24 protein-coding genes and 2 tRNA genes are annotated in these 22,714 nt (G+C 48.0%); 12 read left to right on the top strand and 14 right to left on the bottom strand.

What is annotated here, in order from left to right; genetic code table 11:
• Window positions 1–1,382: 1,382 nt before the first annotated feature.
• The gene (locus tag HUX64_RS20410) at window positions 1,383–1,640 is read right to left on the bottom strand and encodes a class I SAM-dependent methyltransferase (RefSeq protein ID WP_174625634.1); all 258 of its coding nucleotides are present in this window, start codon (window positions 1,638–1,640) and stop codon (window positions 1,383–1,385) included.
• A 19-nt stretch (window positions 1,641–1,659) separates the two neighbouring features.
• Between HUX64_RS20410 and HUX64_RS07580 the strand changes: the two genes are divergently transcribed.
• The 8 genes from HUX64_RS07580 to HUX64_RS19185 all read left to right on the top strand — a co-directional run bounded on the left by HUX64_RS07580 (window position 1,660) and on the right by HUX64_RS19185 (window position 6,264).
• The gene (locus HUX64_RS07580) at window positions 1,660–2,178 is read left to right on the top strand and encodes a hypothetical protein (protein ID WP_174625630.1); all 519 of its coding nucleotides are present in this window, start codon (window positions 1,660–1,662) and stop codon (window positions 2,176–2,178) included.
• An 85-nt stretch (window positions 2,179–2,263) separates the two neighbouring features.
• On the top strand, window positions 2,264–2,536 hold the full coding sequence (locus HUX64_RS07575) for an exonuclease SbcCD subunit D C-terminal domain-containing protein (protein ID WP_174625629.1): 273 nt from the start codon (window positions 2,264–2,266) through the stop codon (window positions 2,534–2,536).
• A gap of 106 nt (window positions 2,537–2,642) precedes the next feature.
• Window positions 2,643–4,382, top strand: coding sequence for an AAA family ATPase (locus HUX64_RS07570; protein WP_174625628.1), 1,740 nt, complete (start codon window positions 2,643–2,645; stop codon window positions 4,380–4,382).
• A 28-nt stretch (window positions 4,383–4,410) separates the two neighbouring features.
• Complete coding sequence (locus HUX64_RS07565; RefSeq protein ID WP_174625627.1) at window positions 4,411–4,593, top strand: hypothetical protein; 183 nt, start codon at window positions 4,411–4,413, stop codon at window positions 4,591–4,593.
• Window positions 4,594–4,614: 21 nt separating this feature from the next.
• Entirely contained in the window at window positions 4,615–5,049 is a 435-nt protein-coding gene (locus HUX64_RS07560; protein ID WP_174625626.1) for a hypothetical protein, read from the top strand.
• Between the two features lie 76 nt (window positions 5,050–5,125).
• Window positions 5,126–5,695, top strand: a complete 570-nt coding sequence (locus HUX64_RS19195) for a hypothetical protein (protein ID WP_217426457.1) — start codon at window positions 5,126–5,128, stop codon at window positions 5,693–5,695.
• Complete coding sequence (locus tag HUX64_RS19190; protein ID WP_217426456.1) at window positions 5,692–5,874, top strand: hypothetical protein; 183 nt, start codon at window positions 5,692–5,694, stop codon at window positions 5,872–5,874. Before HUX64_RS19195 ends, HUX64_RS19190 begins: the two co-directional genes overlap by 4 nt.
• 39 nt (window positions 5,875–5,913) lie before the next feature.
• The gene (locus tag HUX64_RS19185; RefSeq protein WP_217426455.1) at window positions 5,914–6,264 is read left to right on the top strand and encodes an SbcC/MukB-like Walker B domain-containing protein; all 351 of its coding nucleotides are present in this window, start codon (window positions 5,914–5,916) and stop codon (window positions 6,262–6,264) included.
• 185 nt (window positions 6,265–6,449) lie between these two features.
• Here the strand turns inward: HUX64_RS19185 and HUX64_RS07550 are convergent.
• The 11 genes from HUX64_RS07550 to HUX64_RS07515 form a co-directional block, all read right to left on the bottom strand.
• Window positions 6,450–6,523 (bottom strand) — tRNA-Cys (locus HUX64_RS07550).
• 47 nt (window positions 6,524–6,570) lie between these two features.
• Window positions 6,571–6,645, bottom strand: a tRNA-Gly gene (locus tag HUX64_RS07545).
• Between the two features lie 60 nt (window positions 6,646–6,705).
• Complete coding sequence (locus HUX64_RS07540; RefSeq protein ID WP_174625625.1) at window positions 6,706–7,188, bottom strand: hypothetical protein; 483 nt, start codon at window positions 7,186–7,188, stop codon at window positions 6,706–6,708.
• A gap of 249 nt (window positions 7,189–7,437) precedes the next feature.
• A complete protein-coding gene (locus HUX64_RS19635) occupies window positions 7,438–7,803 on the bottom strand; it encodes a hypothetical protein (protein ID WP_246246953.1) in 366 nt (121 codons plus the stop codon).
• Between the two features lie 50 nt (window positions 7,804–7,853).
• Complete coding sequence (locus tag HUX64_RS19630; RefSeq protein ID WP_246246952.1) at window positions 7,854–8,105, bottom strand: hypothetical protein; 252 nt, start codon at window positions 8,103–8,105, stop codon at window positions 7,854–7,856.
• 38 nt (window positions 8,106–8,143) lie between these two features.
• Entirely contained in the window at window positions 8,144–8,569 is a 426-nt protein-coding gene (locus tag HUX64_RS19625) for a hypothetical protein (protein ID WP_246246951.1), read from the bottom strand.
• Window positions 8,570–8,669: 100 nt separating this feature from the next.
• On the bottom strand, window positions 8,670–9,020 hold the full coding sequence (locus HUX64_RS19620; protein ID WP_246246950.1) for a hypothetical protein: 351 nt from the start codon (window positions 9,018–9,020) through the stop codon (window positions 8,670–8,672).
• A gap of 125 nt (window positions 9,021–9,145) precedes the next feature.
• Window positions 9,146–9,952, bottom strand: a complete 807-nt coding sequence (locus HUX64_RS07530) for an ABC transporter permease (RefSeq protein WP_174625624.1) — start codon at window positions 9,950–9,952, stop codon at window positions 9,146–9,148.
• On the bottom strand, window positions 9,949–10,689 hold the full coding sequence (locus HUX64_RS07525; RefSeq protein ID WP_174625623.1) for an ABC transporter ATP-binding protein: 741 nt from the start codon (window positions 10,687–10,689) through the stop codon (window positions 9,949–9,951). Before HUX64_RS07525 ends, HUX64_RS07530 begins: the two co-directional genes overlap by 4 nt.
• Window positions 10,686–11,648, bottom strand: coding sequence for a PQQ-dependent catabolism-associated beta-propeller protein (locus HUX64_RS07520; protein WP_246246949.1), 963 nt, complete (start codon window positions 11,646–11,648; stop codon window positions 10,686–10,688). Before HUX64_RS07520 ends, HUX64_RS07525 begins: the two co-directional genes overlap by 4 nt.
• 8 nt (window positions 11,649–11,656) lie before the next feature.
• Window positions 11,657–12,847, bottom strand: coding sequence for an ABC transporter substrate-binding protein (locus HUX64_RS07515; RefSeq protein WP_174625632.1), 1,191 nt, complete (start codon window positions 12,845–12,847; stop codon window positions 11,657–11,659).
• Window positions 12,848–13,385: 538 nt separating this feature from the next.
• Here HUX64_RS07515 and HUX64_RS07510 point away from each other — a divergent pair.
• The 3 genes from HUX64_RS07510 (at window position 13,386) to HUX64_RS07500 (ending at window position 18,061) form a co-directional block, all read left to right on the top strand.
• Window positions 13,386–14,210 (top strand): MOSC domain-containing protein, encoded by an 825-nt coding sequence (locus HUX64_RS07510; RefSeq protein ID WP_174625622.1) that lies wholly within the window; start codon window positions 13,386–13,388, stop codon window positions 14,208–14,210.
• Window positions 14,211–14,393: 183 nt separating this feature from the next.
• A complete protein-coding gene (locus tag HUX64_RS07505; RefSeq protein WP_174625621.1) occupies window positions 14,394–15,599 on the top strand; it encodes an acetate/propionate family kinase in 1,206 nt (401 codons plus the stop codon).
• A 20-nt stretch (window positions 15,600–15,619) separates the two neighbouring features.
• Window positions 15,620–18,061 carry a phosphoketolase family protein gene (locus tag HUX64_RS07500; RefSeq protein ID WP_174625620.1) on the top strand — a complete coding sequence of 814 codons (2,442 nt, stop codon included), beginning with the start codon at window positions 15,620–15,622 and terminating at the stop codon, window positions 18,059–18,061.
• 61 nt (window positions 18,062–18,122) lie between these two features.
• Here the strand turns inward: HUX64_RS07500 and HUX64_RS07495 are convergent, their stop codons facing one another.
• On the bottom strand, window positions 18,123–19,691 hold the full coding sequence (locus HUX64_RS07495) for a GGDEF domain-containing protein (RefSeq protein WP_246246948.1): 1,569 nt from the start codon (window positions 19,689–19,691) through the stop codon (window positions 18,123–18,125).
• On the opposite strand from HUX64_RS07495, the gene HUX64_RS19180 reads away from it, so the two are divergent.
• Window positions 19,690–19,887, top strand: coding sequence for a hypothetical protein (locus tag HUX64_RS19180; protein WP_217426458.1), 198 nt, complete (start codon window positions 19,690–19,692; stop codon window positions 19,885–19,887). The genes HUX64_RS07495 and HUX64_RS19180 overlap by 2 nt on opposite strands.
• Window positions 19,888–20,076: 189 nt before the next feature.
• On the opposite strand, the gene glnD is transcribed toward HUX64_RS19180, so the two are convergent.
• Window positions 20,077–22,713, bottom strand: coding sequence for a [protein-PII] uridylyltransferase (gene glnD, locus HUX64_RS07490; RefSeq protein ID WP_425484252.1), 2,637 nt, complete (start codon window positions 22,711–22,713; stop codon window positions 20,077–20,079).
• Window position 22,714: the final 1 nt, after the last annotated feature.

Raw genomic sequence — 22,714 nt, 5'->3', positions numbered from 1 at the left:
TCGCGTCGTCTCAGTAAAGCCTACGAACGACTGACTCGCATCGACGAAGCTTGGATTTACATCGCCATGACTCGCATCATGGTGAATCGTTTGGCTTGACGCGATAATTTCCAAACAGCTTCTGAGAGACGACGGTGCCAATCAAATAAATTCGAGTAATCCAGGAAGCTCGCAAGCTCGCTGAGGCCACTGCGCTGAAAAGTTGGACGCTGAAGCTGACGTGCAAACAAGCCGCGCCGAGACTCATTTGATACGACGAAAAAGCGGCTCACTCCCTGACACGTTAGCAGAACATCATTGAATCTCCGCAAGCCAGAATAGACCGACGTTGAATGCTCGACTTCGAAGGCGGCAGCAATGACATCGTGCTTGTGATCACCCAGATCACATCGATATCGGACGCAAACCGCATTCACTCTTTGACGAAAGCCGGAAGCGCAGTGATTGGCTGAAATGGTCGCACTAGCCCCCAGTCGAGCAGTTCAACATTGTTCGGTGGAACATACACGCCGTAACCCTTCATCGCACCGATGCCGCCGAGCAGTGTTTGCGCTTGCCAGTGGCTTAGATTCTGGATGATGGCATTTAGGTCCCCATCCTCCCAGAGGGCAGAGCATCAAGTCCGCCAAAAGCGTCAACATTGGTGTCCTACTCTCGGCAGGTACAGTTCCTTCGTGCTTGGACTGTAAGCGATCTGAACCTTGCACTGACCATCAGAGGCCAGCGGCAATTGCCTGATTACGGCCTCAAAATCGCTGTAAGGGATGAATAGTGGCGGTTCTCGGTCATTGAAGAAAAAAGGTACGAGCGACGCCGATCAAGTGCACTGGGATCGACTTGGCGAAGACCATAGAACGACACCCCTTTGCCATATATCTTCGTGTAGCGTAGATAGACTCGAACACCACCTTGTAGATCGATGAGAGATTGGCTCCGTGGCAATCTTGTAATCGACCCGAAGCGTCCCTCTATCGCGATTAGCAGGTCTTTTTGTAGTCGTGGGCTATAGCGTTAGTGGATCAACTCGTAGTCTAATAACGGCTGTAAATGGCGGCATCTACGCCTGCTGAGGCTAATCCAGACAAAGGATCAAAAAATCTCCATGCGTTCGGGGTGGACAAAACCCCGCGCTCTAGGGGCCCAACTGGAGCCTGGCGAGGATGATCTATCTTTTCGATAGGGTTGCTCTTTACATTAGATATATCCGACATCTTCAGGATTTTTTCCTAATGGATTGCCCGAATACTGCCCAGACTTAACCCCTTTAAAATGTTTTTTGCTTGGGTACTTGAATAGCACGCGCACACTCTCAAGATTGAAAATGTAATCATCAGTCTTGGTATATCACATTACCGTCTCGTAACGGCCAGAAAAGCGGCGTTTCATGAGCAGGCGAAAAATGCCAATAATGTGCTTACACATCTGCAACTTATGCTTCTTGAAGAGGGAGTAGAACTCAATATCAAGCGGGAAATTTGGCCATTATCCACAAAATTGCCAACTTGCCAGCAAATACTGGCTGTATCTTTTAGGTGCGGGATCATCTGCTTAATGATCCGTTTTTGCCATTTGAGATAAACCTCAAGTGTCGAACGCATTTCGCAGACTTTGCCGATGTTATAATGCGGAGAACTTACGATTAAATCAAAATTAGGCTCTTTGGGCGGCCTGCTGCGGGATGATCAGGGCGGTATTGACTGGGATCGGCTTATCGTACCGTTCACGAATAAGGCGCGTGAAGTCAAGGCCTGGTGCGGCGCAATGGCGTTTTTGCGCAATGCCGATTTACCGGCTTGCGAGCAAGGCTGCAATTCCTTAATTGCCGGCGCGTCAACGCTGTACACCCAATTGATTGCGCAGCTGCAGAAAAAATCAACCGGCGAAAGCCTGAGTCTGACCGGACACTGCTATAGGGTGAACGGCTGTCTGTCTGAATTAAGCGAGCGCAAAATACTTGGCGGCAATCAACATGCGCTGCCGGCAGAGCTGTTTCCGGATGCTATTGCTTATGTGGCGTTAGGCCATTTGCATCTGGCCCAACAGGTAGGCGCAAATGAGCATATACGCTACAGCGGCTCGCCAATTCCGCTGGCGTTTGACGAAGCCGGCTATCCGCACCAGATTGTTCAGGTCGATATTAAAGCCGGCCGGCCAGCCCGTAGAAATTTTCGCCGTTAAAATTCCTCGCTGTATTGAACTGATACGAATCCCGAACCGCAAGGATTTTGCCGCGCTGTCAGAAGTGATTTTTTAATTGGAGAAAATGCTGTTTGAAGAGCATCCTGCGCCGGAGCAATGCCCGCTCATTGAATTAAGGATCAGACTGGAAAAGCCGAAGCGGGAGCTGCGTCAGCAGATTGAAGAAGTCATTTCAAAATTACCCGTGCGCCTGTTGAAAATATCCACGGCTTATGCGGGTACCGATAAAACGCTGGCTGTTATAAAAATCGATGTAAGGCTTGAAGATCTGCAGCCGCTGGCGGTCTTTGAGCGCTGCTATCAAAATAAATGCGCGCAGCTGCATCGGAAAGCATGAAGGCGATATTTAACGAATTACTCGAAAGCATGCAGAGATCTGAATAATGCTCATTTTAGCGATTCGCTGAAAAAATCTGGCCAGCCTGTCTGGGCCTTTTGAAATTTTGCTGAATGAAGGGTCCCTGAAAAATGCGGTGTTGTTTGCCATTACCGGCCAGACCGGCTCCGGTAAAAGCACGATTCCGGATGCCTTGTGTCTGGCGCTGTATGACAAAATGCCGCGCCTGCCGGACGGCCACGGCTATGCGGTAGGCCATAAAGACGAAGATGAAAATCTGCGCGTGGCCAGCAATGACGTGCGTTCGATATTGCGCCGCGGCACCGGCCGCGCCTTTGCCGAAGTTGATTTTATGAGCAAGGATAAACGCAGCTACCGCGCCCGCTGGGAAGTCAGCAAAGCCCGCGGCAGAGCCGATGGCCGTTTGCAGGCGCAGGAAATCATATTAAGCGATATTGCCGGCGGCCAGCGCATCGGCCAAGGCAAAAAACACACGCTGGAGATGATCAGTGATTTGATCAACCTTAATTTTGACCAGTTTCGCCGCTCGGTTTTATTGGCGCAAGGCGATTTTGCGGCCTTTTTGAAAGCAAAAAAAGACGAGCGATCCAGTTTGCTGGAGCGCATTACCGGTACCGCGATTTATTCGAAGCTGTCTATTGCCGCATTCGAGCGGGCCAGACAGGAAAAAGACGAGCTAAAGCGGATTGCCATTCAGCTGCAGGAGCAAATTCCGCTGCCTGCGCAGGCCCGCCAAGAGCTTGAGCAGCAGCGCGACCACTGCCTCAAGCAGCTGTTTGAACTGGACAGGCAGATTGCCGCCAATCAGGAAATCCTGGCCTGGCATGCTGAGCTGAAAAAATTGCAGGCAGCGGAACGGCTTGCCGGCGATGCGCTTGCGCAAAGCCAAAACGCCTGGAATGCTGCCGAGAACGAGAGAATTTTAATTCGAAAAACCGAAGCCGTGCAGCCGGTAAGACCGTTGTTAAGCCAGTATGAAACGGCAAATGCCGAGTTTCAGGAAATTCAGCGCAAACTGCAGGACAGCAGCGAGCAGCATAAAGCTGCGGAAATACAACTGCAAGCCGTCAGGGAACGGCTAATACATCGCGCCGGTCTGCTGGCTGAAGCCGAACAACAGCAGCGACAGGCTCAACCTTTATTAATTAAGGCGCGCGCCCTTGATACCCGCCTTGATATAGTCCGGAAGGCTATTGACGCGCTGAGCGCTGAAGAAAGCAGGGTCAATGAAGATCTAAAAACTGCCGGGAAAGAATATTCAGGCTTGTTGCAACAGCAGCAGGAACACGGCGCACGGCTGCAAAAACTTACTGGTTGGCTGGATCAAAACCAGGCGATTAAGCCCATCGCGGCGGAATGGCCGCGATGGGCAGCCGAGCTGGAACGCTATCAGAACCTGAATGCCTGCAAGAAGGATGCAGAATACAAGATTGAGCAATTACGGACATCGTTTGATCATGGAGCCGACCGTTTAAAGGAGCTGCGATGCGCGGCAAAAGAAATCCAACAGCAGCTGGAGCGTTATTTTGAGACGCTTGAGCAATTGAAACAACAGGGCAGCCGGCAGTCTCTTGAAGAGCTGTATCGGCTAAAGGATGATCTTGACCTCAAGCGCAGCCATATCGCCGCAGCTGTGAGCCTGGCCGTTAATGCGCGGGATCTGCAGCAGGCCATCGCGGCCGATACCGGCAAACTGGCTTTAATCGAACACTCGCTTACTGAAAATTCCCTGCATCTGCAGACCCTGAACATCGTCACTGGCCAACGACAGCGCCCTGAACGAGGCAAAAAAAGTTCTGGAACTGTTTCAGTCGGCCGCCCATAAAAACGCCCGACAATTCCGCCAGTTATTATTGAAAGGCCAGCCCTGCCCGGTTTGCGGAGCCCTGGAACATCCGTGGAAAAATCGGCTGGATCTGAGCAATGATCATGATACTGTGCAATTAAGCCGAGTCAGGGATCTGGAAAAGCGGAAAACAGCGGATATTCAAGCCATTGCTGAATTGAACCGGAACAGCAGCCACGGGCAGGAGTAAAAAACCACGCTGACAGACCGATTGGCCGATGCTCATGTTAAGCTGAACAGCTATGTCCAGGACTGGGCTGCTATCGCCTTTTCTGCCAAACCTGATTTTTCCCTTGCCGATGCTGAGCTTTTGCCGCTGCTCAACCTGCGTAATGAGCAGACAACCGCTGACTGGGAGCTTATAAAAAAGCAGGAAAAAGCGGCTGTTGAGTTACAAAAGCAGCTAACAGCCACACAGAATTTAATCGACGCCGCCAGGCTGAGGCAAGAAAGTTTGGCCGTCGAACATACCGCGCTGGATAAAAAGCACGCCGAAAATACATCCAATCTGGAGCATGCCCGCAGCATCGTTCCGGAACTGGAAAAGCAGCTGAACGCCATTATCGATTTAGTGGCTGCGCCGTTCCTGGGAATTGAAAACTGGCAGTCGTACCTGCATAATGCTGCTGAATTTAAACGGGAGTAAACGGCCAAAGTAAAGCAGTTTCAGCGCACGGAAAAAGAGGTTGAAATAGCAGACCAGGCTTTACAAAGAATTTATCATGAGACAAAGCTGGCCGAGCAAGCTATTAATCAGCACCGGCAGCTGTATCAGTCCAAACATGCCGAAACGCTGCGGGCCAGCGCAGAAAAGCAGAGTCTGTGGGCCGAGCGCCAGACCTGTTTTAAAAGGACTTGCCGCTGATAGTTATGAGCAAGCTGTCAATCAGCAAGTGTATGAAGCAAGAGCGGCTCACCAGCCAGCCCTCGCTGAAGATAACCAGGCGGAAACTTATCTGGCAACTCAGAAGCAAAAACATGAGCATTGGCAGGCGGAGACAATTCGCCGTCACCACATCCTGGAAAAAGCGTTATCGGCCCTAAGCCAGTCCCTGGAAAAACATTTCCTTGATCTGGCACAGCTGACAGCATTGTTGAAAAAAGACGATGGCTGGCTCACCGAACAAAAAACTGCGCAATCCGCACAGGAGCGCGCCCTGCAGGAAGCGGCTGCCTTATCAAAAGTAAAAAAGCCGGGTACCGGCAGCGTCATGCAAGCCAGTCGGCCGGAGTTAGTGAGGAAATCGCCAATGCCATCGCGCTTGAGTTACAAAAGCGCCGGCAGGAATTGAATGCCACGAAAGATAAATATGTAATTAATCTTCTGGAGGATGATAGAAAAGTCAGCGCCAGCAGCCCTCTGAAATCCGAACTGGACATCCAGTATAAGCGCTGGCGGCAATGGGAAAGCCTGAATGTCACCATCAGCTCAAAAAACGGCGCGATTTTCGGGTGTTTGCGCAAAGCCTGACCCTGGAAGCATTACTTGCGCACAGCAATCATCATCTTAATGACTTCGCGACGCTATGCTGTGCAGCGCGTGCCCGGCAGCGATCTGGAACTGCAAATCATAGGCCGCGACATGGCCGATGATGTGCGCAGCGTACACAGCCTGTCCGGAGGCGAAAGTTTTCTGGTATCGCTGGCGCTAGCCTTGGGCCTGGCCTCGCTGTCATCGAATAAAACCCGGGTTGAATCATTATTTATCGACAAAGGCTTCGACAGCCTCGACCCGGAAACGCTGGATATAGCCATCGCCAGCCTGGACACGCTGCAATCCCTGGGCAGAAAAGTCGGAGTTATCTGGCATGTGCCGATTCTGGTTAAGCGGATCAGCGCCAAGGTTATGGTGAAAAGTTAAGGGGAGGTCGGAGTCGTGTGGTGATTGCTGGAGGATTCGGTTAGGGGCAACGATTCCCAAAATAGACCGCGGAAGCCTTGGCTCTATCGATGGATGTTACTGCACTTCACTGGACATTAAAAAACCCGCTAAGCCTTGTAACTTGCAGGTTTTTGAACTTCGTTGAATCTGTTTAAATCTTCAGGTGGAGGCTGCGGCCGGAATCGAACCGGCGTAGATGGCTTTGCAGGCCACTGCATAACCATTTTGCTACGCAGCCAAAAGATGAAATAAAAAAGCCGCGAATTGTCGCGGCTTGGGTTTATTTGGAGCGGGAAACGAGATTCGAACTCGCGACCCCAACCTTGGCAAGGTTGTGCTCTACCACTGAGCTATTCCCGCGCGTCAATATTATTCAGCGATTATATAAGTTTTTAAATTCCTGTCAATCTTAAACTCTATTTATTGAATATTAATTGCCAAGGTCCAGCCTGCATTACCTTTGCACTCCCCTTCCTCAATTTGAACTTTAACGAAGGCATTTTTCTTGCCAAAAGCATCTTGGAAATCTATGACCGACACAGGTGTTCCCTGAGGCAAATGTTGACAAGGCGAAGTTCTGTCGGCTTCTTCAGTGTCATCATAGGCAGCCATAGTACCGGGGACTGGAACTAGACGGACCGTTGCTTTGGGGTCATACGTATTGGGGGATTTTAGAATATATTTTTGTCCTGCCACAAGATCTTTAACGGTAGGCCCGGAAACAGGCGTTGGTTTATCACCGCCGCTCATCATCATAATTAAAATCAGCAGCACTATCCCTCCAATGGCGCCAAAAAAAACTTTTGGCTGTTTTTCTTTTAAACTCAATATTGAAGAAGTCAGGTTACCAGCCATGTTTTTTGCCGAGTCTATAGTTTTTTTAGTATTCTCTTGATCACTCATTTTTCATCCTCACTTTTATAATTATTTATTGTAGTTGTTGAGACTCTGCTCAAATATTATGACGCCGGCCAAGCTAACCTGAAAAGTATCCCCATGAAAGCCCTCTTATTACTGGCCTATATCTATTATCTATATTTAAAAGTAGTCATGGAATTAACCCTGCCTGCTTAGCGTATCAACTTACCACGATGAAAAAACTTTTCAAGCTTTTATACACCTGGCCTTTGGTTTCAACAATATATCTTCTGCTTAATGAAATCGTAGTCTTTTTTTAGCTGGCAGAGGCTTTTCCATTTCCACTGTGGGCGAGCATTCAAATTGCCAGTAACCAAGCCCGATATTTTTTCTGTTGCCCAAAGCCATGGGAAACCTTTTGTTTTTCATAAATAGTAGAATGGCATCGCCGTCTTTCAACATAAAATTATCCACAATAAGGTGAGTTTTTTCGATATTTTCTTCTTTTATTGTATACGCCAGGCCTTTTTGTGACGTTTTATTATTCGGCGCATTCAGTTGGCGGTAAGTTACTGGCAAAGACTCTTTTGCCACTAATTGGATGCCAAAATTTATTTTACCGCTTTGTTTTGTTACCACAATTTTGTCAACAATTCCCAATAAGCGTACAGGTTTCGGCAGATCAGTTTTTCTGAAACTGACGAGGCTGCCTACGGAAAAAACCCAGGCTTGTTAAATACGGCGGATAATAATCTGTCAGATGCAGATTGCACAAGGAATTCGAGATCTTCGTCAGTATCTTTGCTTGATTCAGTTTGCACTTCAAAAGCTGAAGACAACCCTGCGGCTATATGGCGATCAAGCCTGTCGCTAAAAAGAGACACTCCCTGCAAGTCGATCCCCGCCCCTCTTTGTTCAAGGTAATCCAGTAATTCCGCTGCAGGTTTTAAGCTGTTATTCATCAATACAGGCATCGAGCCAAACCTGGCCTCGGTCGTGCTTATCCATTCTGTTTAAAGGCTCTTGACACTTTAGTAAAGTCGAGGCAAAGGGCAGCTGAATTATTCTGGGGGTTCAGTTCAAAAGGCGGAGGCTGGTCCTCATCCGTTAAAATAATGCATTGAATGGGCAAACCGGATATAGGCCTGTTTTTCAGGCTCACCAAAGATACTATTGTTTCTATAAAACCATAAACCAATAGTATTTCTTTTTGCATTAAACCCGTTGGCTCAGCAAGGCTGAGTAAAAGAATTTGTAAATAGCACTGTTCCGGCGTACTTGCTTTATTAGTCTGGTTTGTATCATTGGCTATATCATTGTCTATTTTGGTCGTATCTTTTTTTATTTTTACACTCAGTTTGTAAAGTGAATGCAGATCTATCCATACCAAATCGGGCATCTGCATACCCATAATAAAATGATTCATGACAATACTGCTCAGACCCTTAATGGTACGCTGAATTGCCAAAATGCCGCATGCTTGCCCTGAAACCAGCCGATATCACGCTGGGTTAGCTCCTTAACTGCTATCCAGTAGCCGAGATAGTGAATTCCTTCTCTATGGGTATTAATACCTGCAGAATTTTCTTGTCATTTTCTGCTTTTGGAAATCCTGTTTTAATAAGCCTGGAGCGCAGGTAATCTTCGATAACAAGCACGCTCGGCCTTAAAAGCTCCAAGGCCTCGAGTCTTGACTGGGCAGCCATTTCAGTGGCATCAAATTCCCGGATAAAATCATGAATCAGCCGGCTGGCAAGTCCAGGATTAGCCGTCGGCAATTCAGTAAGCCATTGCTGCAGCGCCCTGGTTTCAAATTGTTTTAAGCGGAGCGGGTTATTTTGCTGTTTTGGAATAACCAGAAAAAAAGAGTTTTTCAACTGTTAACCGCATACCTTGGCTTATAAATTTAATTAACAAGTCCTCACTTTTAAATAGCCTGACCAGCCCATTCCTCTACAGTCATTTTAACTTCTCTTGCAGGGACAAAAAGCTGCTTTCATAGTCAAGCGCCTCCTTTTCCGGTCATCATGCCTTTTGAAGGATTATAGCCAATAATTGCCGCGATCATGAAAACGATAAAGGCAACCAGCACATAAATGAAGGCTGGCTGGTTAAACTGCTCATACAAGGCAAAGCGGATTAATTCAACTGCCTGTGAAAATGGATTATAGTGCGCAAGCTTATAAAGCAAGGCACTGGATTCTTTTATTTTCCACAAGGGGTAGAGTGCTGTCGACATGAAAAACATCGGGAAAATCACAAAGTTCATGACCCCGGCAAAGTTCTCCAGCTGTTTTATGAAAGAAGACAATAATAAGCCCAGCGCGCCCAGCATCATGCCCGACAACATAAGCGCAGGCAGTACCCAGACATAGCCCTGCCACGACGGTGCCCTGATTTCATAAAGCCAGGCAATTCCCAAAAACACATAAACCTGCAGAATCGATACCGCCGTGCCCGCCAGCAATTTACTCAGCAGTAAAAACCAGCGGGGCAAGGGACATACCATCAGTATGCGCATACTGCCCATCTCGCGGTCGTAAACCATCGATAACGAGCTTTGCATGCCGTTGAACAACTGGATCATGCCGATTAAGCCGGGCGTGATATAAACCTCGTAGAGAATATAGGTTTCATAAGGTGGGCTGATGGCGATCCCCAGGGCCGACCTGAAGCCGGCTGCAAAAACAAACAGCCAGATTAAAGGCCGGACTAATGCGGAAATAAACCGTTCGCGCTGGGTGATAAAACGTCTTAATTCACGCCCTATGATGCCCCACATGGCACGCCAGTAATGAAGTATGTTCACGCCTGCGCTCCTTGCGTCAGTTTATTAAAAGCATCTTTTATGGTTGATGTGCCGGTTAACTGTAGAACTTCATTAACCGTTCCGTTGGCTTTAATCCGGCCTTTATCGAGCACGATCACATGATCGTCAGGATAAACTTCATCGATTAAATGGCTTGCCCATAACACCGCCATGTTTTCCTCTGCGGCCAGCCGGTGCACATGATCTACTATGTCCTGACGGCTCGGCACATCCAATCCCACTGTCGGTTCATCCAGCAGCAGCAAGGACGGTTTATGCAATAATGCCCGGGCAATTTCCACGCGCCGCCTGTGTCCGCCATTAAGCTGGCGTATTTTTTCAAAGCGGCGATTAAACATATTTAGCCGCTCCAGTTCTTCCTGAATTCTTAGCATCGACTGTTTACGCCCCATGCCATGCAAGGCAGTGTGATAGCGTAAATTCTGCATGACAGAAAGATCCATATCGAGCGTGGTTTGCTGAAAAACCACGCCCAGCTTTGCCAGGGCTTTGCGGGTTTGCCGCTTGATATTAAAACCGCACAATTCGATATTGCCGCCCCGCGAATCATACAACCTCGTAATCAGTGAAAATAAAGTACTCTTTCCGGCTCCGTTAGGGCCCAGCAATAGCGTGCATTCGCCCGGCTGAATCCTGAAATTAATCCGGTCGAGCGCTTTCTTTTTGCCATAGGAAAAACTTAAATCTTCAATTGATAGCGCTATCGGGGTATTCATGGTTTTACTGCAACTCCCCACGGATAAGTTCCTACGCCGATGGATTTAGTCACTGTCTGGCTTTCAAGATCAATGATGGACATATCGTTGCTGACGCCGTTGGTGGTATAAAGCCTTTTTTGATCGGGAGAAAATGCCAGATTCCACACCCGCTGGCCGACCAGCAGGTACTTTTCTACTGCAAACGTCTGGGCATTAATCACGGCCACGCGATTTGCAGGACCCAGAGCTACATAGCCCCGATTTCTCTGTTTATCAATAATAACGCCCACAGGCTGTATTTTATCGGCTGTCACCCCTGAAACCTCAAAGCCGATATTTTTAATAATCTGCCTGGACCTGGCATCTAGAATCATCAAGGTTCCGGCCATTTCCGACGTCACCCATAACTGCCGGCTATCGGCTGTAAAACCGAGCGCGCGCGGACGCGGATCTACGAGCGTATTTTCGACGATAGCATTTGTTTTGGCATCGATCCAATGCACCATGTTGGTCGTTTCAGTAGCGCTGATTACCCAGCGGTTATCGGGGCTGACGGTGATGCCTTCAGGTTCCACGCCGACCTTGATCTGTTTGATGGCTTTTTTCCTGGCCACGTCAATAACAGTCACCAGACTGTCATCTTCGTTTGAGACATAAATCCGGTCCCCGGCAGGATTTAATGCAAAGGTTTCAGGATCATCGCCGGAAGGCAGTTTGCCTATCTCTTTTAGCGTTTCGGCATCGATAATCTTGATAGTATTATCATCGCTGGCAGCGATATACAGAAACTTGTGATCGGGGCTTATGGCAATGCCCCGGGGTCGCTGGCCAATCTCCACTGTTTTGATCAGCTTGCCCTCCAGCGGATCGACGACAGCCAGGGCGTTGTCTTTTTCCAACGTGACAAATACTGTCTCGGCCTGTGCAATGCCGGTTAATGCAACAAATAAAAGCAGTTCGAAACAGGTTTTTTTCATTATCATTCTCACCATTTGCATTTTGATTCAGGTTGATCATAACCCAGCGTATCGAGCTCCGTTTTTGGATGCAGAAAACCTTCAATCGGCGCTACCGCCACTAATGACCGCGGAGCCGCCAGCAAAACCGGCTGCCGCAACTGGCCGTCCCAGGATCGAAAAGACAGGGGAGTGCCTTTATAGCCCTGCAAGGCGAACTGATCGCTCAACAGATAGTCCTTAAGCTTATTCAAGTCTTTCGATTGAGTGCGGGTGGCCGCTTCACCTATGGCCCTGACTGCCAGATAAGCGGCATAATCCTGATCTTCCATCCAGCGCCCCGCCTTTTCCCTGAAACGGTTTTGAATCTGGACTGCGCCCCATTGCTCATGCGTGCGATGCCAGGCGGTGGCAATCAATCCCTGCGTACCTATCACCGGTCTCGGCAGCCATGTCCGATAATCCAGATATTCACCAAACAGCCCCTGTTCATCGGCTACGGCCAACACATCATAGTCATCCTCCGCTTGCGTGAACACAGCGACATCGGATTGAGCCGTGCGCCGCGCATCGAAAGTATGCTCCCAGATTTTTTCCGCAACTATTTTTATGCCGAATCGCTTGGCGGCGCGCCTTATCGCTTCGGCATATAAGCGATCTTCCTGATTGGGACCGATCACCAAAAACCATTTAGTCCAGCGCTTTTTCAGCATATATTGCGCGATGGCATCGGCGCGCATCGCGCGGCTGGGTAAAATATGCAAAACATTAGGACGGCATTGCTCGTTGCGTAAAGCGTCATCACTCGTCGCCGCATCAAATATCAGCTTCTGCCTGGCATTCTGTGAATCAGCCAGCCGGTTTAACTGGTCTATAGCCAAACCGCTGACTACATAGTTAAATTTTTTACCTATTTCCTTGTTAGCAGTAGTAATAACATTGCCATCCGCAGGCACGATGAATTTTTTCAGAATAAACTGCTGGCCGGTAAATTCTCCGGTTGTATTGTTGTCTTCAATGGCCAATTCCGCACCTAAAATCCCCTTGTTTTTTATAAAGGGATCCAGATTCGACAATGCCGGAGGAACTTTCTGCTCTTGGGTCAGAAAAGCAATATTAATAACCTGCTTCGCCTTTCCGTAGGCGATGCCGGCAGCAAACAATTGAATAATGAAAAAGGTTCTGACAATTGCTTGAAGAAGCAGATTAATTGATCGCATCATCGCTTTACAAAAAAGACACAAGGAAGCTAATTTTAACGGATTCAGAAATTTTAATTCAGTTTTCAAAACGTGTGCTAACGCGGGTATTTGAAATTTATCCATTTATAGCCGATACTTGGTTCAAGTGATTAGAAATTTAACCGATTATCATTGCTTCACGCGTGATTTTGAAGATCATTCAGGAACTATTGATGATTTTTTCAGCCTCGGCACTCGCACGCCGCATTCCAGTTGAATTATTGCATATCAGCAGTAAAGACCGGTTAATTTACCCTTCAGAAAACTTGGCGTTAAAAAAATAATCCTGGATATTAAATTCAGCTGCGGCAGGACATTTAAGATAAAAGCGAAAATCGTCCTTAAGACGGATTAGCCAAATTACCAATACGAGATAAAATGGATCACCGTAACAATCTTTAGGCGATTATCTGCTGGAAACGCAGAGTAAATCTAATTTAAATAAGACCGGCTCCGTTACCTCTCCCGGTCCGGTCCTTCGGTTAACATAGCTCAGGCCGGTAAATTATTCATCTCCATGTCACAGGTCATAATAAGCGAAATATTCATCTATCCTGTCAAATCGCTGTCCGGCATCAGCGTACCCGCCTGGACGGTCAGCGAAACAGGTTTGCAGTACGATAGAAAATGGATGATTATCGACGATGCCGGGCAATTTCTCAGCCAGCGCGTTTTGCCGCGAATGACTTTAATCAAAACTGCGCTGACGGATAAAAGCCTGATTCTTTCCGCGCCGGGAATGGAAAACCTGGCGCTGCCTCTTGAACCTGTTGACGGGCAAATTATCGCAAGCACTATCTGGCATGACTGCTGCGATGCGCGGAGTGTATCTCAGGAAGCCGATCAATGGCTGAGCGGCTTTTTAAGCAAAAGCTGCCGGATGGTTTACCAGCCCTCTGAAATGATCCGCCAAGTCAATCTTCAATATGCCAATGCCGGCGATAAAGTGGCCTTTTCCGACGGCTTTCCTTTTCTGATTATTTCGGAAAACTCCCTGGCTTCATTAAACCGGGCGATGCGGCTGAATTTGCCCATGATCCGCTTTCGGCCCAATCTCGTTATTTCCGGTTGCGATGCCTATGCGGAAGACTGCTGGCGGGAAATCAGCATTGGCGCAATTGATTTCAGATTTCCCAAGCCCTGCTCCCGCTGTTCAGTTCCAACCATAGATCCTGAAACAGCGCAGACGGGCAAAGAGCCTCTGAGGACTCTCAACCGTATCAGAAAGTGGAATAATAAAGTCTACTTTGGGCAAAATGCCCTGCATAATCAAGTGGGCCGATTAACACTCGGTGATCAGGTACGAGTCAAATTGACCGGCCCCAACCAGCCGCCGCTCTAGCCAACAGGAAAGCCTTTTATATTGTTTATAATTACTGTGGTCGACCGAATTTTTAAAAAAAAATCGAAACCCATCATTCCGTAATCAGACAGCCTTCAGGAAACCTGAAAGTCAAGTTATGATGTCGTGAATGTGCACCGTTAAAACTAGACAATAATTATTCATTCAGGAGCATTATTTTTCATGAGTACGCTATTCCTGGTCATCAATGTCGGCAGTACATCAATAAAAACCCGGCTATTTGATACAAATTTGCATGGCAGAGCCATTTTCAACGCCGATTATTCTTCTCAGACCGGACTTGTTATTGAGGGCAGGGATTATCATGGCGTAGCTATACATCAAAATATACCCTCGCCCCATGATACTGAAGCCGCGTTAGCAGTAGTATTAAATGAGTGGCGCCGGATTATTGCACAGGACGGGTTACTGCTGGCGGCAATCGGACATCGCATTGTGCATGGCGCCAGCTGGTTCGACACGGTAACTCTCCTTGATAAGGAAGTTCTGAATCGGCTTATCCAATTGGATGATTATGCACCGTTGCATAATCCATTCAACCGCTTAGGTGTTACAAGGGCAACGGATATTTTTCCGGATGTTCCCCAATTTGCCGTATTTGATACGGCTTTTCATCGCACCATTCCGGAATATGCCGGGCGTTACGCGCTTCCTGAAAAGTTAGCCGGCAAAGTCGATTTTTATCGCTATGGATTCCATGGCATTTCCTGTCAACATAGCTTATCGGCTGCGGCTGCTCTACTCGATAAAGATCAAGCAACATTAAACCTTATTGTCCTGCATCTGGGCGGAGGAGCAAGCATCACAGCGATCCGTGCCGGGGTCAGCGTGGATACTTCCATGGGCTTTTCACCGGCAGAAGGATTGATTATGTCCGGGCGCTGCGGCGATCTTGATCCGATGATTCCTGTCACCCTGCAAAGGCAGGGAATGTCCCTGGATCAGCTTGAGACTATACTGAATTACCGTAGCGGAATGATTGGCATTTGCGGCGAAGCCGACATGCGCACTATATTGAAAAGAGCTGAACAGGGCGAGCCGAGCGCTCTACTTGCACTGGACATGTACTGCTATCGGATTAAAAAATATATCGGCGCGTATTGGGCAATACTGGGTGAAGTATCGGCGCTCATCTTTACCGGCGGCATTGGCGAGCATGCGCCGGCGATCCGGTATAAAATAATACAAGGTTTGGATAAACTGGGTTTCTCCCTCGATTTGGAAGCCAACCAAAGACAGTGGGAACACACCCTGGACCTTAGTGATCAAAATAGTCGCTCCCGCATTTTGGTGATTTCCTCTGAAGAGGAGCGTGAAATCGCCCGTCAAATCGCAGGCTTCCTTGCAACTGCGTCCTATAAAACCTGATAAACACGAGGCTAAATAGTATGGAACAGGCTAAACAAGATTTTTTTGTCTCCGCTGAATTGCTGGAACGCATGAATGCTTATTGGCGGGCTGCAAATTACCTCTCGGTCGGGCAGATTTACCTGCTCGACAATCCTTTGCTTAAGGAGCCGCTCAAACTGGAACACATCAAGCCGCGCTTGCTGGGACATTGGGGTACGACGCCCGGCTTGAATTTCATCCATGTGCATTTGAACCGGCTGATAAACGCCCATAATCTGAACATGATCTTTATCTGCGGCCCCGGTCACGGCGGCCCGGCCATGCTGGCAAACTGCTGGCTGGAAGGCACCTACAGCGAATATTATCCGCATATTTCGCTGAACAAGGAAGGCATGAAGGCGCTGTTCAGGCAGTTCTCTTTCCCGGGCGGAGTGCCCAGCCATGTCGCGCCCGAAACGCCCGGTTCGATTAATGAAGGCGGGGAGCTGGGTTATGCCTTGTCGCATGCTTACGGCGCGGCCTTCGATAATCCCTATTTAATCGCCTGCTGCGTAATAGGCGATGGCGAAGCGGAAACTGGCCCGATGGCGGCTGCCTGGCATTCCAATAAATTTCTTAATCCGGCACGCGACGGCGCGGTCTTGCCCATTCTGCACCTGAACGGCTATAAAATCGCCAATCCCACTATTCTAGCCCGCATGGAAGAGGATGAACTGCTGCAATTATTTGAAGGATACGGCTATCGCCCCTACCTGGTTGAAGGCAACGAGCCGGAAATTGTTCATCCTCGCATGGCCAGCATACTTGAGCAATGCCTGGATGAAATCAAGGCCATTCAGCACAAGGCGCGCAGCGGGGAGGCGCTAATCCGTCCGCATTGGCCGATGATTATTATGCGCACTCCCAAGGGCTGGACGGGGCCGAAAAGCGTTGACGGCAAAAAAACCGAAGGTTTCTGGCGTTCTCATCAGGTGCCGCTGGAAAAGCTGGCCGAAAATCCCGACCACATTAATCTGCTGGAACAATGGCTGAAAAGCTACCGTCCCGAAGAGCTGTTCGATGCCCAAGGCGCGCCGCTGCCGGAGCTGCTTGAATTGGCGCCCAAAGGTCATCTGCGTATGAGCGATAATCCCCATGCCAATGGCGGACTATTGCTCAGGGATTTGCGGCTGCCTGACTTTCGCAATTATGCCGTTGAAGTGCCGGCGCCGGGAGCCGTTGAAGCCGAAGCCACGCGCGTCATGGGAAATTTTTTACGGGATGTGATGAAAAACAATCTTGATCAGCAGAATTTTAGAATTTTCGGCCCTGATGAAACGGCATCTAACCGCTGGAGTGATATTTTCGAGGTCACGTCCAGGGTCTGGATGGAAAAAATTCTGCCCGAAGATACCAATCTTGCCCAGGATGGCCGGGTCATGGAGATACTCAGCGAACATACCTGTCAGGGCTGGATAGAGGGATATTTGCTTACCGGACGGCACGGCTTTTTTTCCTGCTACGAAGCCTTTATCCATATTGTCGACTCCATGTTCAACCAGCATGCCAAATGGCTGAAGACCTGCAACCGCATACCGTGGCGGCGCCCTGTGGCGTCCTTGAATTATCTGCTGACTTCGCATGTCTGGCGGCAGGATCACAACGGCTTTTCCCACCAGGATCCGGGCTTTATCGATCATGTGGTCAATAAAAAAGCTGAAGTGATCCGGGTGTTTCTGCCGCCGGATGCCAATACCCTGCTGGCCGTGACTGATCATGTGCTGCGCAGCCGCAACTATGTCAATGTCATCGTGGCGGGTAAACAACCGGAGCACCAATGGCTGAATATGGATGCGGCAATGAAACATTGCGAAGCCGGTATCGGCGTATGGGAGTGGGCCAGCAATGACCGGGGCGAAGAGCCTGATGTAGTAATGGCCTGTGCAGGCGATGTGCCTACCCTGGAAACCCTGGCGGCGGTGGATTTTCTGCGCCGCCAGTTGCCGGATTTGAAAATCCGCGTGCTGAATGTCGTCAATCTGATGAAATTGCAGCCTAACAGCGAGCATCCCAATGGCTTGAAAGATCGTGATTTTGACGAATTGTTTACTACCGATAAGCCCATCGTATTTGCCTATCACGGCTACCCTACCCTAATTCACCGGCTGACTTACCGGCGCGCCAATCATGCCAATCTGCATGTGCGCGGCTATAAGGAAGAAGGCACTACCTCTACACCGTTCGATATGGTCGTCATGAATGACATAGACCGCTATCACCTGGCAGCCGATGTCATTGACCGCGTGCCGCGCCTGAAAAATAATGCGGCTTATCTCAAGCAAATGATCCGCGACAAGCTGATTGATCATAAGCATTATATTGCCAGCCACGGCGAGGATATGCCGGAAATACAGAATTGGCATTGGCCTTATGAGGCTGCGGAAGAAGTTAAAAAAGCGCAGGCTATTGATATTTCTGAGGCCATGGAGTTCGGAGAGTAGCAAGGCAGGAAAATACCTTTCCTCCCCAATACTGACGCGTCAATACTGACGCGTCAGTATTTTATATAGTCTCAGTATGTGTATGGCTTGAGTATTTGTTTTCCGCCTTGACCTGATACATATGCGAGTCGGCTATTTCCAGCAAGGCATCAATATCGAGACCATCGTCCGGATAAACAGCCATGCCTATACACGCTGAAATTCGTAATTCCTGTTCCTGGTAAATAATAGGACGGCTGATCTCCTGCTGGATTTGTCTTAACGAACAAATAATATCTTCCCGGTTAATGATATTGCTAAGTAATATCGCAAACTCATCGCCGCCCAAACGCGCGGCAATATCAGACTGGCGTACAAGTTTTCTTAAAGTCAGGCCGACATATATCAAAACTTCATCACCCGCCTTGTGTCCGAATTGATCGTTAATTATTTTAAAATCATTAAGATCAATAAATAAGACGGCAATTTTGTTGTTCTCCCTATGCGCCAGCTTTACCATTTGATTGGCCAGGATAAAAAAGCTGAGGCGGTTATCAAGCCCTGTCAAGGTATCCCGGTAAGCAAGTTTTTTTATTTCAGCCTCGGCGGCCATACGTAGCAGACTTTCACGTTTTATGGATCGATTGGCCATATACAGTATCATCGCCAGAATGCTGGTCAACAAAGCGATGCCTCCGGAAATTTGGACATATTGCCTTAATTTTTTCTGGTCAACCGCCGGGTCAGGATCATAGACAAATCCTTCCAAAAGCCGATCGTTATCAATCATGCCGGCCTTTACAAATGTTTCAGCCATATGTCTCAGACGACCGGGATTAATATGACCTATTTCTATCAACTCAGGCAGAATCAATGAACGCATTGCCTCGGCCTCAAATTCCAAATGGCTTCTTGACTTTTTGACCTGATATTTACCAATCAACAAATCAATTATTTCCTGAGGATGATTCATCGCGTAGCGCCAGCCTTCAAGAGTGGCGCTACGAAAGGCTTTTACCCGGTCGGGGTGTTGCTTTATTTCATCCTCGGTAGTAAAAAGAATGTCGCTGTAAAAATCTACGCCGTAGTTGCGCGGATTAAGCACGGTATACTCGACGCCATGCTGCTTTAGATAATAAGGTTCATTACTTAGATAGGAGTTAAAGGCCACAACTTTGCCGTCAACCAGATCCTGAATATTAAAACTGCTTGGAATAACATGAATTTTCGCCAGGCTAACGCCCTCATTATGCAGCATGGCGAAAAAATCGGCATCGACGGCTTTGTCCATCAACATCACATCCTTGCCGATTAAATCATCGGGAGAAAGAATACCGGCATCTTTGCGCGCCAGTAATACCGAAGGAGAATGCTGAAATATTGCAGCCAGAGCTACCAGCGGTGCGCCGCGCAATCGGTCCAGCAGCAACTCGCTGTTGGCGACGCCGTATTGGGCATGGCCCTGCAGCACTTCAGAAACAGAGAATTTTTCCGGACTGCCCTCGTGCAGTATAACGTCAAGCCCTGCCTGCCGGTAATAGCCTTGTTCCAGGGCGGCATAGTAGCCGGCAAATTGAAACTGATGATGCCAGCGTAATTGCAGGTGAATCTTTTCAGCACAGACGCAAAAGGACGGCAGTAAAAATGCCATGCAAAGTATGACGTTTGCCCTCATCATAAAGCTGAAAATCAAATTTGCTATAGCTACGATGATCGCCGGTCCTTTTTGGGTAGCAGTGCAGACTGTAAATAATAGCTCTGAAATTACTCAGGAGCTTAATTGTTATTCAAGTAAATTCTTCATTTTTTTTCAATCCCTTATTGATGAATTTATTGAAGGAAGCTAAGCTGATTGTGCAGGGATTGAGACGCCGGTTAAACTTCAGGCAGGCAATCATAATTATATTTTAATATAACAAAGTCAAGCTGTCAGACTACTCCCTGTGATGAAGTTGGCGTTCACCGTCATCATTACTGGTCGAGTATGATGCCCTGCGCCTGGCTAGAAGCAGGACAGGATGAGAGGAAAGCTTTAATCATCCGCCGGCATCCAGCATGGTCATAATTTCTTCACGTATCTGTTCCTGTCTGCCCGCGTCGGCAATTGGCTCTAGCTGCTGGTCGGTAATGTAAAACATATCTTCCGCGCGGCTGCCTATGGTGGTTATTTTTGCGCTGTGCAAATTTACGTTTTGTTTTATAAAAGCTCGTCCTATTTTTGACAGAAGACCTGCATGATCGGTTGTTACAAGTTCCAGAATCGTGTTCCTGTTTAAAGGATCTGCATGAAATTGAATGCTGGTCGGAATAGGAAAATGTTTGGCTTGCCGTGATTGACGATGTATGTTTCTGCGCTCTTTTACCTTACGGTGCAACAAGTTATTACGTAAGGCCCTGCAGATATGGACTTCCCTGTATAGCTCATTAATAGGCTCTCCCGACTGCTCAAGAACCTGGAAACTGTTAAGCACATAGTTATCAACCGTAGTCATTATTTTGGCATCGAGAATGGTAAGACCTAACTGGTCGAGAGTGGCTGTGCACAAGGAAAAAATAGAACCTTCATTTCTGGTATAAACAAAGATCTCTGCGCTGCCGCGCTGGGTTTGGGGGCGCAAGAGAACTAAGGGCAAATCTGTCTCCCTCGATGAAGCGATGGCAATAGTGTGCCAGGCTATTTCGTCAGTTGAATATCTTAGAAAATAATCATCGCTGACAAGTTGCCAGGTATCATCAATAGCCGCTTCGGATAAACCGAATTTGATTAGCTCGTCTTTTGCTTCCTTTTTACTTTCCTGTAGCCGGTCGGAAAGCGCAACGGGATTTTGCAGGCCTTTATGCAGGGCGCTGTAAGTTACGGCATACAGCTCTTTCAGTAAAGAATCTTTCCAGGAGTTCCACAATTCAGGATTGGTCGCGCGTATATCAGCGACTGTCAGCAGATACAAGTAATTGAGGTACTCGATACTGCCCACTTTCCGGGCAAATTCATGAATAATATCAGGATCGCTGATATCCTTTCGTTGTGCAGTCATCGACATCATCAGGTGATTACGGACCAGCCAGGTAATCAGTTTGGTATCATGCGAGGAAAGATCATGTTGAAGGCAGAAGTTTCGGGCGATGTCTTCGCCAATAACTGAATGATCTCCATGTCTGCCTTTGGCAATATCATGGAATAGAGCCGCAATATATAATATCTCCGGCTTTTGAATCAGAAAGAAAATATCATTGCAAAGAGGCAGTTCATCACTGTGTTTTGGCAATGAAAACCTGCGTAAGTTACGAATAACAAAAATGGCATGCTCATCAACTGTATAAATATGAAATAAATCATATTGCATACGGGCGACTATGTTGGCAAAGCTGGGTAAATAAGCCGCTAAAACTCCATAACGGTTCATGCGTCTTAATTGAGTGGTAATACCTCGCGGCTGACGAAAGATTTCTAAAAAAAGACGGTTGGCGACTTTATTCTGACGAAACGAATCGTCGATCAGATGCAGGCTTTTGCGTATCAGACGGATCGTGGTCGCCCTGACGCCTTTGAGTGCAGAGTTCTGTTGAAGAATTAAAAAGACTTCCAGCAATGCCACCGGCTGCCGCTCAAACACATAGTCGTCTACCGCTTCAAGATAGCCGTTGATAGCCGCAAATTTGTCATTAATAGGAATCTGTTTGCAGGCTATTTCTCCGCAAATAAACCGTTCATTAAATAATTGCAGCAACATTTCATTAAGCCGTTCCAGGCCGAGCACGGTGGTGAAGTAAAACTGCATAAACTGCTCTACATCTTCGTTATACTGGTAGCTGCCAGCGCTAAAGCCGAACTGTTGCGCCAGGTGGCGTTGATAATCAAAAATGAGCCGGTCTTCACAGCGGTTGGTCAGTAGATGCAGCGCATAGCGAATGCGCCATAGCACTTCTACAGCAGCAACCAGCTCCAGATACTCAGACTCAGGCAGAAAGCCGTACTTGATCAGTTCCTTGAGAGTGGATGAATTATAGTGACGCTTGAATACCCAGGCGATAACCTGTCTATCGCGCAAGCCGCCGGGCCCTTCTTTTATATTAGGCTCAAGGTTATAGGCAGTGTCGTGGAATTTGGCATAGCGCTGAGCCTGCTCTTGCATTTTAGCGGCAAAAAACTGATCCGACGGCCAGATTTTATCCGGCGTGATTTGTTGCTTGAGGTCTTCAAAAAGCGCCATGCTGCCGGTAATCAGCCGGACTTCCATGAGACTGGTCATAATTGTTTGATCAGCTTTTGCCGTTTCTACACATTCCTTGATGGTGCGTACGCTTTGCCCCGGCTTCAGGCCAATATCCCAGAGGAAAGTAAAGAAATTCGCCAGCGCTTCCTCATACACGGAGGTATCGGCGGAGTCCAGAAGAATAACAATGTCGATATCGGAATAGGGAAATAATTCTCTTCTGCCATAGCCGCCCACGGCCAGTAAACTGAGCTTTTCCGCATGCCCGGCAAGGAAATGCCGCCAGCTGCAGCTTAGAATCTCGTCAATGAAATCGGACTTTTCCTTAAGCAGTTCGGCAACGGAGCTGTGAGGGTCAAATTTTTGCCTTAGCTCATCGGCTTTTTCCTTTATCAGGCGCTTGAATAGTTGCAGGCTGTCATTTTCGGCAAACAGCGCAGGGCTAGTACTTTTGTTCAAG

Origin of the sequence: Candidatus Methylobacter favarea (assembly GCF_902806695.1) — a bacterium.
In the GTDB taxonomy this organism is placed as follows: Bacteria; Pseudomonadota; Gammaproteobacteria; order Methylococcales; family Methylomonadaceae; genus Methylobacter_B; species Methylobacter_B favarea.
Note: the sequence above shows the minus strand (reverse complement) of the source record. Positions and strands in the feature narration are given on the sequence as shown.